Below are 21,401 nucleotides of genomic sequence, written 5' to 3' on the forward strand. Positions count from 1 at the left end.
CTAACAGTCAATACCCTATATGACAATGACCCTTTCTCGTACTCCCCTGTATAACGTCTCAGTTGAACTCAATGGCCGTATGGTGCCTTTCGCCGGTTGGGAAATGGCGGTTCAGTTTACAGGAATTAACCGAGAACATGAAGCCGTCCGACAAACTGTAGGAATGTTCGATATTTCCCACATGGGTAAATTTATTCTGCGAGGAGAACATTTGATTGAAGCCTTACAGTCCCTTGTGCCATCAGATTTAAGCCGTTTACAACCGGGTGAAGCCCAATATAGCGCTTTGTTAAATGTTCAGGGAGGAATATTAGACGATATTATTTTTTATAACCAAGGCATCGATCCGATCACCAATGTCCCTCAAGGGTTAATGATTGTGAATGCAGCAACTCGCTCACGGGATAAAGCTTGGATTAGTGCTCATATTGAGGATCACGGGGTAACATTAGAGGATTTATCCAGAGATCAAGTTTTATTAGCAATTCAGGGGCCACAAGCAGAAGCAGTATTACAACCCTTCGTTAACCATAATCTTTCTGACGTTAAATTTTTTGGTCATATTAGTACAACAATCTTAGGACAACCTGCTTTTATTGCCCGCACAGGATACACCGGAGAAGATGGATTTGAAATTATGGTTGATCCGGCTATTGGTGTGGAATTATGGCAAAATTTAGCCACAGCAGGTGTAATGCCTTGCGGTTTAGGAGCAAGAGATACCCTGCGTTTAGAAGCTGCAATGGCTTTATATGGGCAAGATATTGATTTAACTACAACCCCATTAGAAGCAGGTTTAGGCTGGATTATTCATTGGGAAACAAAAGGAAAATTTATTGGTCGTCGAGCATTAGAACAACAAAAAACAGCCGGAGTCAAGCAAAAATTAGTCGGGTTAGAAATGCAAGGACGACATATTGCCCGTCACGGATATCCAGTTTTATTCAATGGAGAAAAAGTCGGAGAAATTACCAGTGGAACCTTATCCCCAACTTTGGGAAAAGCCATTTCAATGGCTTATGTTCCTACCCCATTATCCAAAATCGGTCAATCCTTAGACGTGGAAATTCGGGGTAAAACCTACCCCGCCGTTGTTGTCAAACGTCCCTTCTATCGTTCTCCTCATCGGATGAAGAAATAGGAGCAGGGGACGGGGGACAGGGGGACGGGGGGATAAGGAGACGGGGGAGGGAAAATCATTGACTTCTGATTCGGTGTTCCTGGGTCAATCGTTAACAGCCAACGGTCAATGCTTTGTTATGGAGTTGGGGGTTCCTCGGTATTTTGGGCGTTAACGGCTTCTGAAACGGGTTTGCTTTTATTAAAATAAGTTTGGAAAATAGCTTTAGCAACAGGGGCAGCGGATTTAGACCCATAACCTCCATTTTCAACCACAACTGCGATCGCAATTTCTGGTTTGCTGGCTGGCCCAAAACCCACATACAGAGAGTGAGAGGTTTGTCCTAACACTTCTGAAGTTCCAGTTTTACCCCCCGTTAAAGGAATAGACCCATCATTCATCACTGTGGCTGTCCCATACTCAACTACAGAAATCAAGCCTTCTTTGATCACCTGAACGGCTTCTGGCTTCATCCCAGTAGGCTCCGGTTTTGTTTGTGCCGTATGGGTTAAATCCTGTAACAAATGGGGTTTCACCCGATATCCCCCATTGGCAATGGAAGCCACCATGACGGCTAACTCTAATGGTGTTGCTAACACAGCACCTTGACCAATGGACATCGTAACGGTATCCCCTAAATACCAAGGTTCGCCATAGGTTTTTTCCTTATTCTCCGGGGTGGGAATAAATCCTTCTGACCCTTCTTGTAATCCTAAAAGGTCTAAACTGGTATTTCCAATGCCCAACCGTTTACCCCATTCGGCAATGGCTTCCGGGCCAACAGCCATCCCCAGTTGATAATAGAAGGTGTTACTACTGAAGGCTAGGGCATCTCGAAATCCAATCACCCCATAACCTCCACTATGTTCGTTAAAGGTAATCCCCCCAACCGTAATCGAACCATAGGTCTCCTGCATCGAATCAGGACTAAATTTACCCGAACCCATCCCTGCCGCCGAGGACACAATTTTAAAGGTACTCCCCGGTGGATAGCCTTGTAGCGCTCGATTTAAAAAGGGATCATCCTGGTTTTGTAGTTCTTCCCATTGTTTTTGGCTAATGGGTTTTGTAAATATATTGGGATCAAATCGGGGGCTACTAGCCATCACCAAAATTTCTCCCGTTTTGGCATTTAAGGCAACGGCGGCCCCCCGTTGATCTCCGAGGGCTGCTTCTGCTGTTTTTTGTAAGTCTAAATCGAGGGTTAATTTAACATTTTTTCCCCCTTTAGAGGGACGTTGACCTAATTCTCGCAATTCTTGGTTCAAACTATTCACTTCAATTAAGCGAGAACCCCAGACCCCAGAGAGGGCTTCATTGGCTCTGGCTTCAATCCCCAACTGTCCGACAATCATCCCCATCGGCCATTGTGGGTGTTTTTTCAACTCCTCCGCCGTGGCTTCACCAATATAGCCCAAGACCTGTGAAGCTAAACTTCCTTGAGGATAATAACGGTTAGATTCCGTTCGGACTTCCAATCCGGGTAACTCGGCCGATTTTTCTCCTAACCAAACAAAGGCCTCTGGCGTTAGAAACTGAGTAATTCTGACGGCCGTAGGGGACTGATACCCGACTTTTTGAATGGAGGCTAAAATATTTTCCGGGGTCATGTTCAGGACGGGACTGAGCATTGTGGCAATTTGTGACCATTGCTCAGGGGTTTGTTCCTTTGGCCAAACGTATAAGGCACGAGTTAAATGATTCGCCGCTAAGGGTTTATTGTTGCGATCTAAGATATAACCCCGATTAGAAGGAATGGGTATTAACCGAATCCGGTTTTCTTCGGCTCGTTCTCGGTTTTTCTGGCCATCTATGAGTTGCAATTGCACCAGACGAAAAGAATGCACACCCATTGCCAGGGTTGCTAATACCATCAATAACACTGCACGATATAAAGGACGAATCTGTCGTCTTTGATGATTTCGCAAAGGAATTGCGGTTTGATGAACATCCGTACCCCAAGAATAATTGCTCTCCATATCCCCAAATTTACTATGGTATAGACTGTTGGCTGTTGGCTGTTGACGAAGGGTTGCTGCGCGGAGCTTACGCACCCCATACCCCCTTCAAACCCCACCGGATTAGTTACCCAAGCACCAAGATAGTACGACTAATATTACGACTAAACTTATCCAATGGGGCAAGTGTAGACTACCGATTACATCAAGGGGAAATAAAACAACCCCCTGAGTGATCGATAGCACTGCCCAGATGATCACACTCATGAAGAATAACAGCATAATGGTCAGGGAAAAAAGGAATAATCAGTGAACTCAACCCGGAAAGCCGAATTTCAAAACCGGGAATTGCCCGTGAGTCGATACAAAATCTGATATAATTAGGTTTGATGTCTTGAACTTCAATACCATAAGCGATCATCCAAGCTAATCGGTAGAGGTTGAAAGATAAAGTTTTTGGATCTTGGGAACCGGGGTTCCTGCCCTGGGAGGGAATGTAAGTCCAAAAAAACTACGGAGTTTTTAAGGTATTTCCGACTGAAGGGGGAAGCCCATCAGCAACCGTATAGCGGAAGTTTGGGGAGTTCACAAGGGGAAAAGTGGTTTGTATAATAAAAATGGGTTATTAATCGATGCTCAAGACCCTTCAAGATGACTTTCGTATTATCTTTGAGCGTGATCCTGCCGCTCGGAATTGGTTAGAAGTCCTATTTTGCTATCCAGGTCTTCAGGCTTTGGTATTCCACCGTCTCGCCCATGGGTTTTATGTTTTGGGACTGCCCTTTATTCCTCGTCTGATTTCCCACATCGCTCGGTTTTTGACGGGAATTGAAATTCATCCCGGTGCTGTGATTGGTAAAGGGGTCTTCATTGATCATGGCATGGGGGTTGTAATTGGTGAGACGGCTATTTTAGGAGATTTCTGCCTAATTTATCAAGGAGTAACTTTAGGGGGAACCGGAAAGGAAAGTGGGAAACGTCATCCTACCCTGGGAGAAAATGTTGTCGTTGGAGCCGGAGCCAAAGTTTTAGGCAATATCCAACTGGGTAACAATGTTCGGATTGGGGCGGGATCGGTGGTACTGCGGGATGTTCCTTCTAATTGTACCGTTGTGGGTGTTCCCGGTCGCGTTGTCTATCGCTCTGGGGTTCGGATCGAACCGCTTGAACATGGCAGTCTTCCTGACTCAGAAGCGCAGGTGATTCGGATGTTAGTAGATCGGATTGAACTATTAGAACAGCAAGTACAAACACTGCAACAACAATCTTCTGCTGATCCTAATCAACTAGAAGCGGCTCTCAAATTAGAATACTCCCCTGATTCAAATCGGTTCATGTTTGGAGAACAGACAACTGATATTGATGGAGAATATTCGGTTTTGGCTGCAACCCATTGTCGCCTTAAAAATCGAACTATTCAAGAGTTTTTAGATGGTGCTGGAATTTAAAGCCTTTTCCCAATGGGCTTGTTATAGCACTCTAGGCTAACGTACTGAAACCTGCACTTTTGCTCAAACACAAGTGTGGGTCGTTTATAGATTCCGGCTTAATTGCTCTTGTAAGGCAATTTTGACTTTCTCAAACTCGATTCCAATTTGGGCATAAATTGTTTCACTTTCACTTTGGGGTAAGAGATTTTGAGCTTGATTACAGTGACGAGCGAGGAGTTCTAATTTTTGACATTGTTCTGATAAGTTGAAAGCACCGAGAGTCCCACTAATCGATTTTAAAGAATGAGCCGCTGGTTGTAATTCCTGAGCATCCAGATTAGCAATTGCAACGGCGATCGCTTCTAACAATTCCGGGGCCGTATCAAAGTAAATCTCAATCACTTCTTCTAAAGCTTCTACTTCCCTTAAACCCTGTAACACTTTATTATCTAAAATGGGGGGGGTGGGACTGATGAGCGTTAAAGGATAGGGGGAATTTAAAACTCCATTTGATGTTTTATAGTTGGTTATTTCTGAGTCTAAGGTAACGGCAAGTTCTTGAAGCGGTTGACATTTACTTAAAACTTGGATCAACTGTTCCATGCGAATTGGCTTACTAATATAATCATCCATACCTGCATTAATACATTCATTGCGATCGCTTTCCATAGCATTTGCCGTTACCGCAATAATTCGAGGTCGCATCACTTGAGATTTTTGGGGATTTCCATATAATTTTTGAATCTGACGGGACGCTTCTAACCCATCCATTTCCGGCATTTGCATATCCATCAAAATTACATCATAAGGTTGACGACGTAACGCCTCTAAGACTTCAAAACCGTTTCCAGCGACATCCGCCCGATATCCCATCCGTTGTAAAATTTGTAAGGCAACTTTTTGATTAACCAGATGATCTTCAGCTAATAAAATTCGTAAAGGTAACTTCTCGGCTAATAACGGAATATCCTGGGATGCTCGCAAAGTTCCTCGATTTCGACTATGTAAATAAGTTTGACTTTGGACATGAACCTCTAAAGGTTCGCCTCCTAAAATATTAATTAAAACGTTGTAAAGTTGGGATTGTTTAATCGGTTTATTTAAACAAGCCGCAATTTCAATGGATTTAGATTTCCCTAAGTTTTTCCCTCCCACAGATGTTAATAAAATTAAGGGTAAATTTTGACAGGAGGGTAATTGACGAATTTGTTTTGCTAAGGTTAATCCATCCATAGCCGCCATTTGCATTTCAATAATGGCAACATCAAACTGTTTGCGCTGTAAAAACTCCAACGCTCTGGCTCCATTTTTAACAGTTTGGCTTGACATTCCCCAAGCTTGGGTTTGTAACTTTAACATTTGGCGACTACTGCTGTTATCATCTACAATTAATAATCGTTTTCCGGCTAATTCATGCAGCGTTGACCATTCAGAAGATAAATTAGAACAGGACTGAGCCAAAACTGTAAAATAGAACGTTGAACCTTTACGAGTTTTTTTGATTTTTTCCGTTTTATTTTCCTCCTCATCTCCACCTTCTCCCTCTAATAAACAAAAGGAATCTAAAGATTGTTCCAGTTTAAAATTAGCCGGGGGATCTCCGGCTGTTGCGCCTTGACTTTCGACCCACATTTGCCCCCCCATGAGTTCAGCTAATCGTTTACTAATCGCTAATCCTAAACCGGTACCCCCATATTGACGATTAATTGAAGAATCTACTTGACTAAAGGACTGAAATAGACGTTCCATTCCGGTCGGAGAAATGCCAATTCCCGTATCCTGAACAGCCACTTTAATTTCATAATAAGAACAAGGAAGGGGATAACGAATTGAACTGTCTTGATGGGGGTATTGTTCTGCGTTAATTTCTTTTTCCGAGATGGAGTCATCCAGTTTTTCTGCGGTGACAGACACAACTACTTCTCCCGACTCCGTAAATTTCACCGCATTACTTAAAAGATTGACTAAAATTTGGCGTAATCTTGCCATATCCCCAATAATTTGATTAGGGGTACACGGATCAATTAAATAAACTAAATCGAGATTTTTACTCGCCGCCTTGGTTACTAATAAATCTAGGGATTCTTCAATACAAGTTCTTAAATTAAAGGGATGATTTTCTAAATCTAACTTTCCTGATTCAATTTTAGAAAAATCTAAAATATCATTAATTAAACATAATAACGCATCACTACTACTGCGAATTGTTTCTACAAAATCTTGCTGTATGGGGGTTAAGGGGGTATCCAAAAGTAATCCGGTCATCCCAATTACAGCATTCATCGGAGTCCGAATTTCATGACTCATAGTGGCTAAAAATTCACTTTTTGCTCGGGTTGCGGCTAAAGCTTGATCCCGTGCTTTTGCTAAAGCCGTTGCTGTTTCTTGACGTTCAATTTCACCCCCTATCCATTGAGCCATTAATTTTAATAAATCTCGATCCACCGCTTGAAAAGGGTCAGATAAAGGTTGAGAACTCCAAAAACAGAGGGTTCCATAAACCTCTCCTTCAACAATCACCGGAGTTCCCATATATGCTTCAATGGGGAAATTTTTATAAGCTGGACAAAAAGATAAACCGGAAAATTTAATGGATTCAAAATAAAGGGGTTGTTTCGATTGAATTGTAATTTTACAAAAGGTATCTTCTAATTGATAAATCTGTCCCTTTTGAATGGATTCATTGGGAGCAACAACGGCAATAATATGATAAAAATAGTTTCTTGCTTCCGGCAGTTCTGAGAAGGAAGAAGGGTCAAGTGTTACCTGGGATAAAATACCATATTCTAAACCAAATTTAGTACAGCCTAATTCTAAAATTTGTTGCAGTCGTGTTTCAAAATTTAAGTCTTGACAGGACGTAATTTGATACAGGGATCGAATCGAGGCTTCACTGTCTTGAAGTTGTTGTTCTCGTTGTTTACGTTCGCTAATATCGCGGGATACCCCAATAATTTCCTGAACGCTTCCTGTGGTGGAATTGCGAATGGCACTACTGGTGGTTTCAAACCAAATATAATCGCCGTTTTTATGACAAATTCGATATTCTATCGTGTAGATAACATTCTGTTGTAAAATAATTCGATAGGCTTTAATAATCACATCTAAATCATCAGGATGGATGAAATAGGGTAAGGCTTTTCCTACTAATTCTTCCGGTTCATATCCTAATAACGTGCGACAAGCAGGAGACGCATATAAAAAGACTCCTTCTGGAGAATGGCGGGTAATCATATCTGTAGAGTTTTCCGCCATGAGACGATAGCGCTGTTCACTTTCCTGCCCTTGAGATTGAGCATCTGCTAAAGCTTGTAACATTCCATTAATCGCCTCCGCCAAACTGGATAATTCATCCTGTCCATTAACATCAATTCTTAAGGCTAAATTCCCACTTTCCCCAATTTCATTAACCGCAGTATTCAAATCAGTTAGTCGAGATAACACTAATTTTTCGATTAATAATAGGGTGATCCCTCCAAAAACTAACCCAACTACAAATAAAAACAAGGTGAAATAAGCTAAGGTTGTTTGACCTTGTTGATAAATCGGACGATGAACTTTAACCCGTAAAAATAATTTCGGTTGACCCGATAAATCCGCAATGGGAACCGATGCGATCGCTATTTCTGTATTCAGAGATTCCAGGTGAATGCCTTGGGTCGCAATAATGTCTTCCGTATAAGGTTGGGTTTGAGGAAACAATAAAAAATTATGATTTTCTATTCCCTGAGTAATGGGTTCAACGGTTAAGGAGAGTTGAGTAATATCAGCTAATCGTTCAATTTCTGTTCCGGTTAAATACCGACCTAAAATTAATACTCCTCGGCTTGGCCCCGATGCGGTACTGGTTAAAATCGGTCGGGCGACTACTAATAAGGGAATTTCGGGTAAAACAATAATGCCTTGAATCGCAATCGGTGATAAATTTGAGGGTTTGAGACTAGCTAAAAGGGGGCTATTTAAGGTAAGATAGGAAAATAGACTAGGGGGAATCGGTATTTCCTGGTGGCGTTGCAAATCAAATCCTTTACTAAAAACAATTTTTCCTTGAGGATTGATTAAAATAAATAAATTCAGTCGCAGATCTGTAAAGGTGGTATCCACTAAGTTAGAAACCACATATTGATCGTTATGAGCATCAATAAAGCGATAGGTATCATCCCATTTGGCTTGATCCTGGGCGATAATATCTAAACTATCTAAGTCATCATTAATCGCATTTAAAGCTCGCACTACATCTTGACGGACATACCGACTTTCCAGATGGCGGAAATCATGCACCAGCAACATCGATGCGGTAAGATACATAGCCACGATTAACCCAATCAGGGCTGCACCTATAATGAGCAGTGTTTTCTTTCGCAATTTCATGGCGGTGTGACCTTAGACGTGCTATTGAGCAATTAACGAGGTTGTATTTGCACCCATCCTCTAAAAACAGTGATTTTGGATCTAGGGAGATGTGGACATCAACAGTTACACCGGTTTAAAGGGTTTAACGGGAGTTCCACGGATAGAATTTCTATCTTTTATTGTATCTTGGCTTTTAGAGTCGATAGAAATGCTCTTAAAACCTGTCGGATCACTGTCTCTGTTCCGGTTCTGTACAGCAGTCAGGAGTAAAACCGTTAACCTCAAAACTGACAGTTAAGATCGAGTGTAGGGAATGAAGCCAGATCCAATGAGGTTACACAATAGCTGAATCAAATTAAGGTAAATATTTCTGGACAATCACCCACCCGGATAAAGAGACCGCAGTAAAGGCAAAAAATAAACCGATATTCAAACTAATATGAAGCGATCGCGCCCAAGGATTTTTAGGATTAATTTGGGTGGCACTCCACGCTGATCCTAACACTAAACTGACTACGATTAATCCAGCGGCTAAATGAATCGAATGGCCCAAACTTCCATAATATCCTAGGGTTCCGACTAAACCAATGGCCAGTAAAGCCAAAACTAAACACACCATCCCCCCACCCACAAAATAATGGAGGGTTCTCAGTCCCTTGGGTCGAGGTTGTTTACTGTGGCGTGAATACAGCATCCATCCCCCCGTCATCGCTAAGACGAAGTAAGCGAAGACCGAACATCCCATTGACCAAGCTGCTATTTTCCACAGCCACAAAAACGACGGTAAATTCATATAGCAATCCTATTTGATTTGTATCCAAAATTTGGGTTCAAAAAGGAACCGGGAACCGGGAACCGGGATAATACTTCTGGCTGTTTCATATCAGTTTTAAATTATTACAATCGATGTGGGATTGCTATATTGCCCCCGTAGGGTGATCTATCACAGTACACACACCTTTTATTAACAGTTATAAAGTAAAATGATTATTAATCTTATTAAAAAACTAGAAAATTAAAATCTGTTCCCTGTTCCCTGTTCCCTGTTCCCTGTTCCCTGTTCCCTCCTTTCAACATTAATTCAAAGTACCACTATAGGATTCTATAGCATAATCTCGAAACCGTTCTAAATCCTTTTGAATGGTAGACTCTACCACACCCCCCAAAAATAAATTATCCATGAGTTGGCCCAAAATTCCGGGTATCGCATAAGAAATCGTCAATTTAACAATACTACTCCCATGTCGATCATAAAATCGAATTGCACCTCGATTGGGTAAACCATCTACTGATTCCCATTGAATAATTTGATTGGGAATTTGTTTTAAAATTCGAGATAACCAACTAAATTCAAAATTACCCGTTGCTAATTTCCAGCGAGATAAATCAGGATTATCCTCTAAAATCGTAACTGAATCAATCCATTTCATCCAACGTGGCATTTGTTCCAAATCTGACCATAAATTCCAAGAGATATCAATGGGGACAGGAACTTCAACTTGAACACTATGTTCTAACCAATCAGCCATAATATTGAATCGGTGTAAAAATTATCTTTAGACTTAATATAGAAACCAAGTTTCTGAATCAGAAATCTTAAGTTTACCTGAGATAACGATGAGAAACCCGGTTTCTTTAACTTGATCAATTTTTAAACAACGGCAGGAGAACGTTTAAGAGGAGGAAAGCTACTTTCTAATATCGCTTTAGCCGCTTGTCGTCCCGAAATCGTTGCCCCTTCCATACTATCAATATAATCCTGTTGTGTGTAACTTCCCGCTAAAAAGAAATTAGCAACGGGAGTTTTTTGACTCGGACGATAGGCATCCATTCCCGGCCCTTCTCGATAGAGAGATTGAGCTAATTTAACGACACTATACCAAGTCATATTTAGTTCACGGGAACTGGGAAATAAATCCTGAACTTGTTTCAAAACGTGCTGGGCAATTTCTTCATTATTTTGTTTAATAAAGGGATCACCTGGAGTTAATACTAACTGCAATAAAGATCCCTGTCCTTCTCGATAATAATCCGCCGGACTCGATAAAGCTAAATCGGAAAAACAGGAGAAATCAGCATCGGCTGTATATAATAAATTATCGATCCCTGCTGCTTCTTTCAGTTGTTGACGTTTTTCAGGATCATTTAATTCCGTTACCCAGCCATCAAAACGCAGTTGAACAGTGGCAACAGGAACGGCTTCTAATTTATAAATCTTGTCAAATTCTGACCATTTTCGCCAAGCAGGAGGAATCATTTTTTGTACACCGGGAACATCCCCGGCACAAACATAAGCATCTGCAATAATGGTTTCTTCTGTTTCCCCTTTTGCCACTATCATTCCGGTGACATAGGTTTTCCCGTCAATTTCCTCAAATTGGAGTTCTCGAACTCGACGGCGAGTATGAATTTTTGCTCCCCGTTGTTCTAAATAATTGACAATAGGTTTATGCAAATATTCTGCCGGAGATCCTTCCAACATTCGCAGCACAGAGGCTTCTGTTTTTGCGGCAAAAAATTGAAAAATTGTTAACATACACCGAGCAGAAATATTCTCGGTATCGATAAATCCTAACGCATAAGCAATGGGGTTCCACATCCGTTTTAAACTACCTTCAGAACCCCCATGACTGCGAAACCAGTCGGCAAAACTCACCCGATCTAATTCGCGGATAATTTTCATCGCTCCTTCAAAGTCTACCAACCCGCGAACAATGGGGCTAGTTCCTAACGCAATAGCATTTTGCAGTTTATCAATTACTGAGAGTTGGGAGGTGGTAAAAAAGGCTTTTAACCCGTTAAAGGGCGCCCCGGTAATGAAGCGAAAGTCTAAACTTCCGGTCTGTCCCCCTCGGTTAATAAAAATGTGGGTATGGTCTTTTAACCGGAGGTTGTCAATGGCCCCCACCTTTCGCATCAGTTCAAATAAGTTATAGTAGCAGCCGAAAAAGACGTGCAACCCCATTTCAATATGGTTGCCATCGGGGTCTATCCAACTGCTCACTTTCCCCCCCACAAAGGGACGAGATTCAAAAATTTCAACGTCGTGTCCGGCATCTACGAGGTCTATTGCCGTAGCCATGCCTGCTAAACCTGCTCCTGCGATCGCAACCCGCATCTGTTAGACTGCCCTTTTCCTTAACCATTTGTTTACAGATTGTAACAAAAAGCGGGTACATTCAATCATTCCTTAAGCAGGAGTGCTTCGGACGCCTTCAAATAATGCGATCGCACTGAAAACCAGAAATAGACAACCGCCAATGGCTGTAATGGTGCGTTCTGATAATCTTCCGGCGATTAATTTCCCCCCTAATACTGCAATTGCCGCACAAATTGTATGTCCAACAATTCCGCCGAGGATCACTCCATAGGGATTATGAAAAGTGGCTAAGGCGATGGTCGCAATTTGAGTGCGATCGCCCCATTCGGCTGCAAAGGTTAATATAAAAGATTCTAATAAAGTTCCCCATTTAGTTTTTCCAATAACAAACTTCTGATCCGCTTTTTTGACGACTTCTAAGGCTTCTTCTTGTTCATCATTACTACCCGCTTCTGGAGCCATTTTACTGGCATCATATAAAAGTTTAAATCCGAACAAGGCAAACAAAATAATTTCGGCGTAGTGAATATAAATTGGCGGTAAGAACGAAAAGATTCGTCCCACAGCAACGGAAAGAACGGTCATGGTTGCTAATGCAGCGACTACCCCGGCAAACACGATTTTTCTATCATATTTTGATGATAAAATAACCGCAATAAAAAATGTTTTATCTCCAAGTTCTGAAATAGTAATCAGTAACAGAGTGGCAGTAAAAGCAGTTAGCATGATTTCAATCGAATGAAACAAAATTAATGAAAGCAGAGCATTAAACTTCCATTTTTTTATTTTACCATAAAACGGATTGATTTTTAAGCATTTTTATCGATTGAAATTTTGTTTTTTCATAAATGAATCATAATAAATTCATAATATTTTCATTTTCATATCATTACAAAAATATCTTTAAAATCTGATTTTTAAACAGCCTATTCTAGGATTAAGCTGGGACAATCCCAACTGAATCAGAAATCTCGGATTCAGGTCATTCACTGATAAATCTTGAATCCGGTAGAGGGGATTAATCCCTGTAAACGGAATTAAATCTTCAAAAAAGATAAAAATGAGGAGATTTCTACCTAAAGTCAGAAAAAATCTCACCTTTCGTTAATTTTCCGTCCCCTTGATAAAATTTATGGAACAGGATCTTCCTCTTAGTCGTAAGATCAAAAGATGGATATCAGATGTTGATTTGCTTTCCATCTGCAACTTCACTTGATCCCTTACCCATTGCGATTACCTTTTATCCTTAATTCTTATGGCATTTCCCCGTTCTAGCGGTATCTTGCTGCATCCAACATCCTTACCGAGCCCTTTTGGCGTGGGAGACATTGGCCCCGTCGCCTATCAATTTATTGATTTTCTCAAAAATAGTGCCCAACAATTGTGGCAAGTGTTACCCCTTGGCCCCACTGGATTTGGCAATTCTCCTTATTTATCCTATTCGGCTTTTGCTGGAAATCCCTTATTAATTAGTTTAGAACTCTTAAAAGAGGATGAATTATTAACCGACGAAGATTTAGCCAATCTCCCTAAATTTCCCCACCATATTGTTAATTTTGATGCGGTTAAACCCTTTAAAGATAAACTGTTTCAAAAAGCCTGTAAAGTTTTTAAAGAAAATGCCACCTCTGAACAAGAAAAAGAATTTAATCATTTTTGTTCCCGCAGCAACTATTGGTTAGATGATTATGCAATTTTCATTGCTCTCAAAGAAGCCTTGAATGGGGAAAGTTGGAATCAATGGGATGAAGATATTGCCCGACGAAAACAGGAAGCTTTACACAAATGGGGAGAAAAATTAGCTGAACCCATTTATTATCATAAATTCCTCCAGTTTCAATTCTTTAAACAATGGGGAAAACTCAAACAGTATGCGAACGAACAAGGCATACAACTATTTGGAGATTTAGCGATTTATGTCGCCCATGATAGCGCCGATGTTTGGTCACATCCTGAAATCTTTTCCTTAGATGGAGAAACTGGAGAAGCCTCATTAATGGCAGGTGTACCCCCGGATTATTTTAGTGCGACGGGTCAATTGTGGGGAAATCCCGTTTATAATTGGGAACGTTTACAACAAGAAGGATTCCATTGGTGGATACAACGAGTTGAATCTTTATTAGGCTATTTAGATTTAATTCGGATTGATCATTTTCGCGGTTTAGAATCCTATTGGGGGGTAGCTCAAGGAGAAACAACTGCTATTAATGGTCGCTGGATAGAGGCACCTGGAGATGCCTTTTTCAGCTTATTAAATGAGAAATTAGGCACATTACCCATTATTGCGGAAGATTTAGGAATCATTACCCCAGAAGTCGAAGCATTGCGCGATAAATATGGTTTCCCTGGAATGAAAATCCTACATTTTGCCTTTGATTCCGGGCCAGATAATCCCTATTTACCCTATAATTACAGTTCGGCGAATTGGGTCGTTTATACCGGAACCCATGATAACGATACAACCGTTGGTTGGTTTAACCGTCGTACCTTACAGGAACAAGCCAGAGTTACCCGCTATTTAGGCTGTACCTCCGACTATGGCATTCATTGGGATTTAATTCGGTTAGCCATGTCCTGTGTGGCAAATCAAGCCATTTTCCCCCTTCAGGATATTCTAGGCTTAGGTAGTGAAGCTAAAATGAATATGCCAGGAGAAGCTGAAGGCAACTGGGCGTGGCGTTTTCAACCGGGAATGTTAACCGAAGAAATCGCAGAACGCCTCAAATTTTTCACGGAAACCTACGGTCGTCAACCCCGGAATCAGTAATTAGCGTAGAGACGCGCCATGGCGCGTCTCTACTGATTTAAGATTTAGATAAATCTTCGACTTTGAAAACGGCTTCTTCTACACGACCGGGTTCGCCGAGACGTTTAGCTTCTCCATTATTGACCGTAACTAGAACACCTCCGGCGTTTCCAGCTACAACAACAACTTTATCTTTGGCTTTCCAACTCCGTTGAGTTCCCCCCTCTAACATCCCTTCAAATTCCGTTTTGCCATCAACTTCAATCAAAACCCAAGATTGATCTTTGACAACAATTCCGACTTCTACAGCCTTTTCATCTGTCGCTGTAACAGAGGGTTTTGTTTCGGATACTTTCTCAACAGGTTTTACCGTCGAGGTTGTTGTAGAAGGAGAAGCAGATACTAAACGACTGGTGGGTTGAGTCGGAGTTTGAACCATTGCCTGACGAAGTTGAGGATTAGTTTCCGTTGGATTTTTGCCAGTCTGTTCACCCGATACACCTGCAAAATTAGCGGTTTTATTGAGATAGGAAACCCCATTAATGGCACAAATAATTAAGAGGATATAAGTTAGGTAAAGATGGGTGGGTCTTAATTGAGGCAGGCTTAAGAAACTAAGTTTAGATTTTACTCCCATTTGCGGAGGTTCAGGAAGGAAAAAGTTCGCGAGTTCTTCTCCATTCAAACCCAAAGCATCAGCATAGCGACGAATTAAACCTTGAGTATAAACCGGTTCGGGTAGCTGCTCTATCCTACCTTCTTCTAAAGATTGTAATAAATGAGAACGAATTCGGGTGTAAGCCGCCACCATATCTAAAGATAAAGAATGAGCCAAACGAGTGTCGCGTAGTTGTTCTCCGATTTCTAATAATCTCTGAACCAATTCAGAGTCATAGGAATTAAACGTTTGGCGAGGATTTTTAGTGACTTTAAACGGTAAGACAAATAAATCAGTTTTCATAATCATTTACTCCTTGTTGTCTACAGGGTGAATGGGCACACTAACCAATGGTGAGGAAGTGGGATTTCGTAAAAACTCAATTTCAGATGCACTCAGAGCACGATACTGACCTTCAGGCAATGCAGGCTGTTCAGGGGGGTGGAGTTGAATTGAACCAATAGCAGTCCGGTGTAGTTTGACAACGGGATAGCCCAATTGCTCCGCCACTCGGCGAATTTGCCGATTTCTACCTTCGTATAAAATCACTTCTAATAACGCCTTATGGCCTGGAATTTGTTGGATACACCGGACTTGAGCAGGGAGGGTTTTTCTTCCTGCTAACATGACACCCTGACGCCAAGCCTGTAATGCTGAATCCGGTGGATTTCCAGCAACCCAGACTTGATAAGTTTTAGGAATAAAATGACGAGGATGAGTTAAACGAAATGTTAATTCTCCATCGTTGGTCAGCAATAATGCTCCTGTAGAATCTATATCCAACCGCCCAACCGGATGAATGCCTTCACCCACCCGCATTTTACGGGGAAGTAGATCCAAAACGGAAGGTCGTCCGTTCGGGTCTAAACAAGTAGATACAACTCCTAAAGGTTTATTGAGCAGTAAATAGATGGGCACAGGTCGATAGGAAGGGTAAATGGGTTTCCCATCTACCTCAATATCATCATGGTTTGGATTGGCTTTTTGTCCCAGATGAGCAATATTGCCATTGACTCGCACCCGTCCTGCTTGGATCATTTCTTCCGCATGACGCCGCGAGGCAATACCCCATTGAGCCATAATTTTTTGTAGCCTTTCATCCATGCTGATTTGTGAACGTCGTAGACTGCTCTAAAGGTGATAAAACCACGCTCAATTGTGCCACAAGTCTAAAGACTATGTACAAATATTACAGTAATCCGCAATTAATCCTACTATTAATCTGAATTCGCTGTGAAATAATGGGGATGCAAGAATGGGAATCGCTATGGGATTGATGCAAGCGTCGCGTAAACCGTTGATTGGAACTCTACTGTCAACGGCAGTTCAGCTTTGGTTGCGATCGCAAGTTGACACCATTGATCGCTTAGAATTGAGTATCAAGGGGAGTAATCGTTCTTTACTATCAGGCCATATTCCTCAAGTCTCTGTCTCGGCTGAGAAGGCCATTTACCAAGGGCTACATCTAACTCAGGTACAGTTACAGGGTTCAGAAATTCGGTTTAACTTAGCTCAAGTGTTAAAAGGTCAATCTCTCCACCTCTTAGAGGCTTTTTTTGTCACCGGAAATCTTCAATTAAATGAATCTGATCTCAATGCCTCTCTAAAGTCCCCGATGTTGACAGAGGCATTAAACGAGTTTGTTTTGTCTTTGTTAAGATCCATGACGGGAAACCCAGTGATGGATTCCTGTGCTCTCCAATCAGAACAAGCTCACTCTTGGGTTAACTCGGTTCTACAGATTCAAGATACCCAAATGGCACTAGAAACCGATCATTTAGTTTTAACAGCCAAGCTGCTTTTCGACTCCGGTGAATTATTACCGTTTCAATTAAAAACCGGATTAGAACTTGCCAGTTCCCATGAACTCAGGTTTGTCCAACCTCAAGTTAAAATTCACACCCTGAATACGGAGTTTCAATTTAGTCATCATACCATTGATTTGGGATCAGATATTACAATTCAAGACTTAGTTTTATCCCCTGGCAAGCTTGAGATAAACGCAACGCTCAAAGTTAATCCCTAATTACCATAGCTGAAATTTCCGCATAGGCTCTACTCATTATTATTGCCCATTGCCCATTCCCCATTGCCTATTTACGGTTGCAATGTCGAAACTAACGGCCAAGTTGTCACCACAAAAATAATTACTGCAATAATTGATAACACCAGTTCAATAACATTGCCTAAAATTGAACCAATGAAAACCCCAATACTCGCTTTGAAAGATGGCTTAATTCGTTCACTGAATTTGAGATCCCGTTGATAGAGAAATTCCCCAATAAAAGCCCCTAAAATTGGCCCCAATAAAAGCCCCAAAATTGGCCCTCCCACAGGTAAAGCAGGTAATAGTCCTAATACTCCCAAGACTAATCCAATAATTGCCCCAAACTGTGCCCATTTACTCGCCCCGGACTGCTGAACACCCCAATAAGTGGCTAAATATTCAATAATTGTACTTAAAATTAAAATAACAAATATCGCCACCATCGGCCAAACAATGCCCGTGAATTTGGTAGCAATTCCCCACACTAAAATTGCCCCTAAAATTAAACTGGTTCCGGGTAATAAAGGCACAACGGTTCCAATTACCCCAACCACCATTACTGCAATTACAACCCAGTAAAGAATCCAATAATTCATATCTCTTCACCTGATCAAAATTTAAAGGACATCAGCGAGAACCCACAATTTGAGCAAAGCGTTCTTGTCCTTCATCTAAATTAGCCGGAATCCCATTAGGATAAGTTTCAGCAATTATAGCTTGGAGTCGTTCGACCCGATTACCGGGGTTAGGATGGGTGCTGAGAAATTCTGGAGGGTTTCCCCCGGAACGAGCCGATGCTAAAATCTGCATTAATTCGACTAATCCCTTGGGGTTGTAACCCGCTTGGGTCATGAATTGAAATCCTAAGCGATCGCTTTCTAATTCATCTTCTCGACCATAGCGCAGATTGACTAATTGATTCACCGCCTGCGCTAAAATCGCGGCTTGTTGAGCATCCTGGGGGTTATCACTGGCTGTAATTCCCACCGCATTGACTAACGCGACCCCTAACTGTTGTCGGGCCAGATGTTCTGAACCATGTCGGGCAATGACATGGCCCACTTCATGGCCAAAGACTCCTGCGAGTTGGGCTTCTGAGTTCAGACGATTAAACAAAGCCAGAGTTATAAAGATTTGTCCCCCTGGTAACGCAAAAGCATTAATGGTTTTGGGATCACGCAATAGATGAAAATCAAAGGGATAGGATGCTTGGGATGCGGCTGATTGTTTTACCACCCGTAATCCCACTTCATCAACATAATTTTGTAACCTGGGATCGGGATATAAACCCCCATATTGCTGCGCCAGTTGTCCTCTGGATTTGAGTCCTAAAACAACTTCTTGCCTCGGAGAAAGACTAACTCGTTGAACTTCCCCCGTGATGGGGTTTTTCTCAACATTGGTGCAATAACTAACTAACCCAAATAGAGCAAATAAAATTCCGATAAACAGACGCAATAAAAGTCTTTGCACGGAAAATATCTCAACACTTATCTGGGATAATAGCACATTTTTAAGGAATTTGGCTGCATAATTATTATTTTGAATAATAGAGATAATTTGGATGATTTTTTATTAAAAATATATCAAAAGATAGATACATATTTGAAAAATTTAGGTTAATAAAAATTTGATTTAAAAAATTGAAAGCCCGCAGGGTGCGGGCAATTTCTAGTTTTAGGGGTTAGGGAATTTTACAGGAATCCTAAAGGCAAAGATTCACTGACCGCCATCACCATATTTTGGGTCACGGGTAAACTATCAACCACCATTCCGGCACACAACAGCATTAAATAGAGAATGGAATATTTAAACAATGAACGAGCCGTATTTCGTTCCGAGGGAGATTGTAATAATTGCCATGCTTTTTGTAAGAAAATACCGCCTAAAATTAAGGCGATCGCAGCATAAACAAAACCACTCGTATGCAAGGGATAAACCAACAATAAGGTAGAAGGAACCAAAATTAAGCTATAAATCCAGATTTGTTGAGCAGTAATTTCATCCCCTTCAATCACAGGTAACATCGGAACTCCGACTTCCTTATATTCATCTCGAATCATCATGGCTAACGCCCAAAAATGAGGCGGTGTCCATAGAAAAATAATGGCAAATAAAAGCCAAGCAGACCAACTTAAATCTCCCGTAACAGCAGCCCATCCCACTAATGGAGGAATTGCTCCAGCCGCCCCTCCAATCACAATATTTTGAACGCTATGACGTTTTAACCAATGGGTGTAGATCAGGACATAAAAAACAATTCCTGATAACGCTAATAACGCCGTTAACAAATTCGCAAAAACGGTGAGTAACGTAAAGGAAGCAATAGCAAGAGCGATGGCAAAAATCAAAGCATCTACGGGTTTAACCCGACCCGATGGAAGCGGACGCCAACGAGTCCGTTCCATAATGTAATCAATATCTCGGTCATACAAACAGTTAATGGTATTGGCAGAACCTGACGCTAAAGCCCCTCCGGTTAATGTTACCAATAACAATAATGGATCAACTTCTCCTTTGGCGGCTAACCACATTCCAGCAGCCGTTGTAATTAACAACAACAGAATAATCCTGGGTTTCGTCAGTTGATAATAACTTTGCACCACTTGTAAAACATTATCATGGTGTCGGGAGACGTTAGTTTGAATCACTTCTTGCATGAATTCTGACCTATAAAATTTGTTGACAGTTATCAGTTATCAGTTATTAGTTATCAGTTATCAGTTATTAGTTATCAGTTATCAGTCATTAGTGAAAAGTTGGCTGTTAATTGTTAATGGTGAATTTTTATTGAATATTCAGTAAAAATGATGACGAATAACGCTTAACTAACTCACTCTTAACTAATCACTTTTAACTAAAAACTGCTCACTGATTACTGTTGACTGATAACTGATAATTGTTGATCCCGTAGGGCTAGAGTGCTAAAACAGATGAGAGTTCCGAGGAGTGTAGCTCCCATTGCTTGATGGGCAACCGTGAGGGGTTCTACTTGTAAACGCAAGTAAAACGTTGCCACCCCTAAAAGAATTTGAGCCACTAAACAAGCTCCTGCCATATTGGCTAATTTTCTGAGTAGGGGATGCAAGGCAGATGTCCGCCAAGCGAAAATAACTAGAGTTAATGTGGCTAGGGTAGGAGGAACCACCCCAATAATATGGCTATTCATCACGGTACACGGTTGAGAAGACCCCAAACATTGATGTAAAGCCCATTGAGAACCGACTAACGCCCCTAAAATACTTTGGAAGTAAACTAAAATTGCTGCGGTCATACTGATCCCGGTTAGCTTTCCAACATTACCCGTACCTTGATAGGGTAAGAGAAGACAACCGATAACGAGCAAGGTTGAGAAAAACAATAAGGCGGTTCCTAAATGGGCGGTAACAATATCAAAACGCAACAATTCTGTCACCGTGAGTCCGCCTAAAACCCCTTGAAATACAATTAACGCTAAGGCAAACAGGGAAGCCCAAGGCAACCATGAAGGTAACTCCCGTCTGTACCACCCGGATAACCCCACAAGGGCGATTGTACCCAGTCCAATGCCAGCAGCATCAAGACGATGAAACCACTCCAAGAAGACTTGAAAATTCATCTGGGCTGCGGGGACAAACTCCCCATAACACAACGGCCAGTCAGGACAAGCCAGCCCAGCATTCATGACTCGCGTGGCACTCCCAACCGCCATTAGCAGTAACGTGGCAATACTCAGTTTCCAAAGTAAACGCCGGATTATATCCTGCGGCAGAGATCCGCTCTGTTGCGTCTCTACAGTTGATAAACTGGCATTGTTAAGGACAGTATTGGCCATGAGTTCTACCCATTTAACTTGAGATTGCAATTATTAAAACATGATGGTTGATTCTACCTATCTAAGTTAACGATGCAATCCCTAGATGAACAGACTTTTAGAAAGTTTTCTGATTTTAGGGGTGTCGGTTAACCATTGACTGTTGGCTATTCACCAAATTCTTAAGAAAATCTGT

General features: G+C 41.4%; 16 protein-coding genes. 4 read left to right on the forward strand and 12 right to left on the reverse strand.

Features of this window, described 5'->3' with window-relative positions; translation table 11 throughout:
• Positions 1 to 19 precede the first annotated feature (19 nt).
• Complete coding sequence (gene gcvT, locus NMK36_RS12825; protein ID WP_254173895.1) at positions 20 to 1,141, forward strand: glycine cleavage system aminomethyltransferase GcvT; 1,122 nt, start codon at positions 20 to 22, stop codon at positions 1,139 to 1,141.
• Positions 1,142 to 1,257: 116 nt separating this feature from the next.
• Here the strand turns inward: gcvT and mrdA are convergent, their stop codons facing one another.
• Positions 1,258 to 3,099 carry a penicillin-binding protein 2 gene (mrdA, locus tag NMK36_RS12830; RefSeq protein ID WP_254175185.1) on the reverse strand — a complete coding sequence of 614 codons (1,842 nt, stop codon included), beginning with the start codon at positions 3,097 to 3,099 and terminating at the stop codon, positions 1,258 to 1,260.
• 611 nt (positions 3,100 to 3,710) lie between these two features.
• On the opposite strand from mrdA, the gene cysE reads away from it, so the two are divergent.
• The gene (gene cysE / locus NMK36_RS12835) at positions 3,711 to 4,526 is read left to right on the forward strand and encodes a serine O-acetyltransferase (RefSeq protein ID WP_254173896.1); all 816 of its coding nucleotides are present in this window, start codon (positions 3,711 to 3,713) and stop codon (positions 4,524 to 4,526) included.
• An 84-nt stretch (positions 4,527 to 4,610) separates the two neighbouring features.
• Here cysE and NMK36_RS12840 read toward each other — a convergent pair whose 3' ends face one another.
• The 5 genes from NMK36_RS12840 to NMK36_RS12860 all read right to left on the reverse strand — a co-directional run bounded on the left by NMK36_RS12840 (position 4,611) and on the right by NMK36_RS12860 (position 12,687).
• Complete coding sequence (locus NMK36_RS12840; protein ID WP_254173897.1) at positions 4,611 to 8,879, reverse strand: response regulator; 4,269 nt, start codon at positions 8,877 to 8,879, stop codon at positions 4,611 to 4,613.
• Positions 8,880 to 9,216: 337 nt separating this feature from the next.
• Complete coding sequence (locus NMK36_RS12845; RefSeq protein WP_072721323.1) at positions 9,217 to 9,654, reverse strand: DUF4079 domain-containing protein; 438 nt, start codon at positions 9,652 to 9,654, stop codon at positions 9,217 to 9,219.
• 283 nt (positions 9,655 to 9,937) lie between these two features.
• Entirely contained in the window at positions 9,938 to 10,390 is a 453-nt protein-coding gene (locus tag NMK36_RS12850; RefSeq protein WP_072721321.1) for an SRPBCC family protein, read from the reverse strand.
• A 122-nt stretch (positions 10,391 to 10,512) separates the two neighbouring features.
• Entirely contained in the window at positions 10,513 to 11,979 is a 1,467-nt protein-coding gene (gene zds, locus NMK36_RS12855; protein ID WP_072721320.1) for a 9,9'-di-cis-zeta-carotene desaturase, read from the reverse strand.
• A gap of 72 nt (positions 11,980 to 12,051) precedes the next feature.
• Positions 12,052 to 12,687: a TMEM165/GDT1 family protein gene (locus tag NMK36_RS12860; RefSeq protein ID WP_072721318.1), complete on the reverse strand. Its 636-nt coding sequence runs from the start codon at positions 12,685 to 12,687 to the stop codon at positions 12,052 to 12,054.
• Between the two features lie 529 nt (positions 12,688 to 13,216).
• On the opposite strand from NMK36_RS12860, the gene malQ reads away from it, so the two are divergent.
• Positions 13,217 to 14,728 (forward strand): 4-alpha-glucanotransferase, encoded by a 1,512-nt coding sequence (malQ, locus tag NMK36_RS12865; protein ID WP_072721314.1) that lies wholly within the window; start codon positions 13,217 to 13,219, stop codon positions 14,726 to 14,728.
• A 37-nt stretch (positions 14,729 to 14,765) separates the two neighbouring features.
• Here the strand turns inward: malQ and NMK36_RS12870 are convergent, their stop codons facing one another.
• Positions 14,766 to 15,668 carry a helix-turn-helix domain-containing protein gene (locus NMK36_RS12870; RefSeq protein ID WP_072722304.1) on the reverse strand — a complete coding sequence of 301 codons (903 nt, stop codon included), beginning with the start codon at positions 15,666 to 15,668 and terminating at the stop codon, positions 14,766 to 14,768.
• Between the two features lie 6 nt (positions 15,669 to 15,674).
• Positions 15,675 to 16,469 carry a pseudouridine synthase gene (locus NMK36_RS12875; protein WP_072721313.1) on the reverse strand — a complete coding sequence of 265 codons (795 nt, stop codon included), beginning with the start codon at positions 16,467 to 16,469 and terminating at the stop codon, positions 15,675 to 15,677.
• A gap of 151 nt (positions 16,470 to 16,620) precedes the next feature.
• Here NMK36_RS12875 and NMK36_RS12880 point away from each other — a divergent pair, with 151 nt between their 5' ends.
• Positions 16,621 to 17,391 carry an LmeA family phospholipid-binding protein gene (locus NMK36_RS12880; protein ID WP_083580151.1) on the forward strand — a complete coding sequence of 257 codons (771 nt, stop codon included), beginning with the start codon at positions 16,621 to 16,623 and terminating at the stop codon, positions 17,389 to 17,391.
• Positions 17,392 to 17,462: 71 nt separating this feature from the next.
• Here NMK36_RS12880 and NMK36_RS12885 read toward each other — a convergent pair whose 3' ends face one another.
• From NMK36_RS12885 to NMK36_RS12900, 4 genes are all read right to left on the reverse strand, one after another.
• Positions 17,463 to 18,008: a DUF456 domain-containing protein gene (locus tag NMK36_RS12885; RefSeq protein ID WP_254173898.1), complete on the reverse strand. Its 546-nt coding sequence runs from the start codon at positions 18,006 to 18,008 to the stop codon at positions 17,463 to 17,465.
• A gap of 31 nt (positions 18,009 to 18,039) precedes the next feature.
• Positions 18,040 to 18,885 carry a M48 family metallopeptidase gene (locus NMK36_RS12890; RefSeq protein ID WP_254173899.1) on the reverse strand — a complete coding sequence of 282 codons (846 nt, stop codon included), beginning with the start codon at positions 18,883 to 18,885 and terminating at the stop codon, positions 18,040 to 18,042.
• A 221-nt stretch (positions 18,886 to 19,106) separates the two neighbouring features.
• Complete coding sequence (locus tag NMK36_RS12895) at positions 19,107 to 20,072, reverse strand: heme o synthase (protein WP_072721310.1); 966 nt, start codon at positions 20,070 to 20,072, stop codon at positions 19,107 to 19,109.
• A gap of 215 nt (positions 20,073 to 20,287) precedes the next feature.
• Positions 20,288 to 21,226, reverse strand: coding sequence for a COX15/CtaA family protein (locus NMK36_RS12900; protein WP_254173900.1), 939 nt, complete (start codon positions 21,224 to 21,226; stop codon positions 20,288 to 20,290).
• Positions 21,227 to 21,401 lie beyond the last annotated feature (175 nt).

Origin of the sequence: Planktothrix pseudagardhii, assembly GCF_904830925.1 — a bacterium.
GTDB classification, from domain to species: Bacteria; Cyanobacteriota; Cyanobacteriia; order Cyanobacteriales; family Microcoleaceae; genus Planktothrix; species Planktothrix tepida.